Source organism: Leptolyngbya sp. FACHB-711, from assembly GCF_014695615.1.
Classification (GTDB): Bacteria; Cyanobacteriota; Cyanobacteriia; order Elainellales; family Elainellaceae; genus Leptolyngbya_A.
On the sequence record NZ_JACJOR010000368.1, the window covers coordinates 1 to 4310 of the forward strand.

Here is a 4310-nt window from a genome sequence, read left to right on the forward strand (position 1 = left end):
GGCTTATCGGTAATTTCGACCCGTCCCACCATTCTGTGCTGAATTGAGAGCGTTCTGCCTAATTGCCGCAGCAGTTCTTTACCCCAGCGTTCGTCTTTGGTAGTGCGCTGAAGCCCATCTGCCAGGGGTTCGAGCTGGTCGAAAATGCGGGCGGTTCCCGACTCATAGTGCGCTAACACAACACTTTTTGCCAGCACTTCCGCCACAATTTGCAGTCGCTCAATGCTGAAATCCTGCACCCAGATCACGCCATTTTCGACACGCCCACCGTTCACTACATCGAGCTGTAGCACGGCTTCCTCAGTTTCTGGCTTAGAAAAAGGCTGGGTGACAAACGGCGTCAGGTTATTTAAGAAGGAAGCCTCCTCGACTGGACTCAACCCAAACAGGGTAATGGCACCGTAGCGAAAGAAGACGGCACAACCCTGCTCACCCGCCGGAACGACTAGTGGCAGCTTACCGAGGTAATCGGTGGTTTCTAGTGCTTTAAGTTCCAGGCTTTCGCCCAGAAAGATCGCCCGCACTTTGAGCGTTTCTTTGTCTGTAAAAAGTAGTTTTCGCATATTTATTTTGATTATGAAGCCTCTCCCCCAGAGTAGAAAAGCCTCAATCAGAAAGCTCCTGCACCCACGATCGCAAAACGCGCAGTGCAGCTGCCAAACTCATCGAGTCGCTTTGCTCTAGAAATTGCTGAATGCGATCGGCGGGAAGGAAGGGAAAGTGAAGGCTGTGAGACTGCTCAACGTAGTCTGAATCGTGCAGATGATAAATGTGGAGTTTGCCCTTGAGAACATCATCGCCTGCGGTTGTCAGGTATCGCCAAACTTCGGTAATCCCTAACGTGGCATAGAGCGGCAGTTTTTCGATCGCGCTTTTGGTTAGAGAGACTTCGACCAGCACATCAGGCGGTGGTTCATCAGGAAGCACAATCGCGGGCTTGCGTTTCTGAAGCGCGTTGGTTTGAAGGTAGTAGCCCGTATCGGTTTCGGTTGCATAGCCGTATTCCGGGTGCTTCAGCAGCACAGGCGCGATCGTCGTCAAGGGAATTTGTTTTTCTTCTGTCAGCACCAGCAGCAGCGACTCGATCAGCTTACTGCATCGCTCGTGTGCGTCGATTGGGGTCATCATTTCTAGCTTGCCCCGACAGTAGGTGAGCCGTGTTTGTCGCTCTTTGCCGAGTTCTTTTAAGAGCTGCTCATATTGCGCCCAGTTTACATCTTGCAGGATGACCCGTTGTTCGGTTGCGATCGGTTTTTTGGGCATGACGCATTAGTTCCCTTCGATCGGCGTGGCTGGAACGGTTCTTTCACTTCGCACCCGCCACCAAGCAAGCATTGTACTGGCAATGAAAATGCTGGAATAGGCGCCGGCAAGGAAACCAATAATCAGAGCCAGCGCGAAATACTTCAGCGTATCGCCGCCCAGGAAGAAGATTGCCGTCAAAGGCAGCAGTGCCGTCAGCGTTGTGTTAATTGATCGCGCCAGGGTTTGATTCACGGCATCATCCACAATCTCATTAATCGAACGATCGCCGTCAATCTGAGTTGTCTCTCGAATTCGATCGTAAATGACCACGGTATCGTTAACCGAAAAGCCCACGATCGTCAGCAGTGCCACGATAAACAGGCTGTCTACCTCAATGCCCAGCGTCAGTCCCAAAATGGCAAAAACACCAACTGTAATCAGCACATCGTGAAACAGGGCGACGATCGCAAACACCGCAAAGTCCGGCTGAAAGCGAAAGCCCACATAAACCATGATCCCAACAAACGACAGCACCAACGCCAGCAAACCAGAGGTAAACAACTGCCGTCCGATCGTTGGCCCTACGGTGTCAATCTGAGTTTTTTGGGGATCAAATGCGCCGAGTTCTTTAGATAGCGCATCTTGAAGCTGGGAACGTTGATCAGGACTGAGGAAAGAAGTTCGCAGCGACACGGCTTGCTGATCCTGCCCCACGATCTGAATGCTGCTGCTTGCCAGATTTTGCGACTCTAACACCTGACGCACAATTGCCGGATCGATCGGCTCTGTACAGTTATTGGGCTGAGCGCAATCACGCTCAAGCTGCAGCCGAGTTCCGCCCACAAAGTCGAGACTGGGACGCAGTGGCGCACCGATTTGCTGCCAGGAAATCAGCATGGCAATCAAACCCGCTAGAATGACGACTCCAGAGATTGCCCACCAGATCGATCGCTGTTGAATGACTTTCAGTGTCATGACGTTTTTTCGGCTTGAAGAGAAGGAGAAGCAGAGAGGTTCGGACAGTACCAGTTCCGATTCCGCAGACTGGGCAGACTCAGTGCCAGCAGCAGCAGCGTCCGGCTACAGGTGAGTGCCGTAAACATACTCACGCCTACGCCCAGAGCCAGCGTCAGCGCAAAACCGCGCACCAGTCCAGCTCCCAACCAGAATAGGGCAGCACAGGCAATCAGCGTGGTCACGTTACTGTCGAGAATGCTGGAAAAAGCGCGATAAAAGCCGGATTCGACCGATCGGTACAGCGTTTTGCCTGCTTTTAGCTCTTCCCGCGTTCGCTCAAAAATCAGCACGTTTGCGTCTACCGCCATACCGATGCTGAGAATGAATCCGGCAATTCCTGGCAGGGTGAGGGTCACGCCGAGCAGGTCAAAAATTGCCATCGTAAACAGGGCATAGAGTACCAGGGCAATATCGGCGATTAATCCAGGCAGACGGTAATAAATCACCATAAAAATTAGCACCAGCAGCAGCCCGGCAACTCCGGCATAAATGCTGCGCTGAATGCTGTCCTGCCCCAGGGTTGCGCCCACAGTGCGGTTTTCCACAACTTCCACCGGAACGGGCAACGCACCGCCGCGAAGCTGAACTGCCAGATCGTTGGCAGATTGAGTCGTAAAGTTGCCACTAATGCTGGCAGTACCGCCTGTAATTCCGGTTTCGGCATAACGTGCATCCACGACCGGCGCACTCAGAAGCCGCTGATCCAGGAAAATTCCCAAGCTGCGTCCGGTTCCTGCCACATCTTTTGTAAGCTGGGCAAACTGCTCCGCTCCCTTATCGTTAAACACTAGCACCACTTCCCAAGTATTGCTTCCCTGCCCGAGCGGCTGCGGATAGGCATTTCTGAGACTGTCGCCTGTGAAATCAGTTTTATCAAATAGTTCTGCGATCGCTTTACTGCTGCGATCGATCGCTTCTTTATTCTTCTGAATCGCTTCCTGGTCGTTGCCCTGGCTCAGAGCAACCTGTTCCTGAAGCAAGCCCCGCAAGACCTGATATTCTACGCTCAACTGGGCCTCGGTTCCGGATCGCTGACGCCGGAAGTCAAGCTGCGCCGTTCCACCCAGAACCCGCTCTGCCTGAGCCGGATCGCTCACGCCCGGAAGCTGAACGAGAAGCTGGTTTTCACCCACCGTTTGCACTACGGCTTCGGAAACGCCCAAACCGTTAATTCGGTTTTCGACGACGCGCTTTACGCCGTCCAGCTTTTCAGGCGTAATCTGCGGGACGGCTTCGGTGGTTCTGACCTGAAGCGTAATTTGCGAACCGCCCTGCAAATCCAGTCCAAGCTGGAGCGGCACTTTTATTAGTACGACGATCGCGGCGATTGCCAGCACGAAGATAAATGCGAGGATCGAACGTTGTCTGCCCATATTGACCTGTATCGGTAGCCCATGCAACATGATAGCCGCATTTTCGGCGGATTCGCTTGGGTGTTTTTGGGAGAATCGTAAGTAGGGAGGTAAGGGAAGTAGAGGGAACGATTTTGCTTCTAATTTTGCTTTTAGGTCACTGAGAAACAACGACGGGGGCGGCAGGATACTAATATTCTCTAGTTTTTGATATAAAATGCTTTCGATAGTTTGTTTCTTGCTGCAAAAGAGAATTTTATGCAGCACAGATTTAGGCTGATTGGGTGTTAAGGGCGAGGCGATTCCCCCGAGGGGAAACTGCTTTTGATCAGCAAACACCGACTCCCTTTGATTCCCTTTTCTTACGTTTCAGTCCATAGAACTTAACAATTTTACGAGAGGACGAACACGATGGCTTACGAACTAGCTCCCCTTCCTTATGATTACAAGGCTCTAGAACCTCATATCTCCTCCGGTACGCTGGAGTTTCACCATGACAAACACCATGCTGCCTACGTCACTAACTACAACAAAATGGCAGCCGAGCAAGGCATGGCAGATAAGCCGATCGAAGAGGTGATCAAAACATCCTTCAACGGTGATGCAGCAAAAAGCCAGAGCGGGCTGTTCAACAACGCAGCTCAAGCCTGGAACCATACGTTTTACTGGAACTGCATGAAACCCAATGGCGGCGGC

Annotated in this window: 5 protein-coding genes; 1 reads left to right on the forward strand and 4 read right to left on the reverse strand. The window is 52.1% G+C overall.

The window, feature by feature from the left end; all coding sequences use genetic code 11:
• The 4 genes from H6F80_RS15250 to secD form a co-directional block, all read right to left on the reverse strand.
• On the reverse strand, positions 1 to 563 hold a 563-nt coding region (locus tag H6F80_RS15250; RefSeq protein ID WP_190792383.1), incomplete at its 3' end, for an RMD1 family protein.
• Positions 564 to 606: 43 nt separating this feature from the next.
• A complete protein-coding gene (locus H6F80_RS15255; protein WP_190792384.1) occupies positions 607 to 1263 on the reverse strand; it encodes a Uma2 family endonuclease in 657 nt (218 codons plus the stop codon).
• Positions 1264 to 1269: 6 nt separating this feature from the next.
• The gene (gene secF, locus H6F80_RS15260; protein ID WP_190792385.1) at positions 1270 to 2220 is read right to left on the reverse strand and encodes a protein translocase subunit SecF; all 951 of its coding nucleotides are present in this window, start codon (positions 2218 to 2220) and stop codon (positions 1270 to 1272) included.
• On the reverse strand, positions 2217 to 3635 hold the full coding sequence (gene secD, locus H6F80_RS15265; RefSeq protein ID WP_190792386.1) for a protein translocase subunit SecD: 1419 nt from the start codon (positions 3633 to 3635) through the stop codon (positions 2217 to 2219). Before secD ends, secF begins: the two co-directional genes overlap by 4 nt.
• A gap of 390 nt (positions 3636 to 4025) precedes the next feature.
• Between secD and H6F80_RS15270 the strand changes: the two genes are divergently transcribed.
• A partial coding sequence (locus H6F80_RS15270) for a superoxide dismutase (protein WP_518523593.1) occupies positions 4026 to 4310 on the forward strand: 285 nt, incomplete at its 3' end.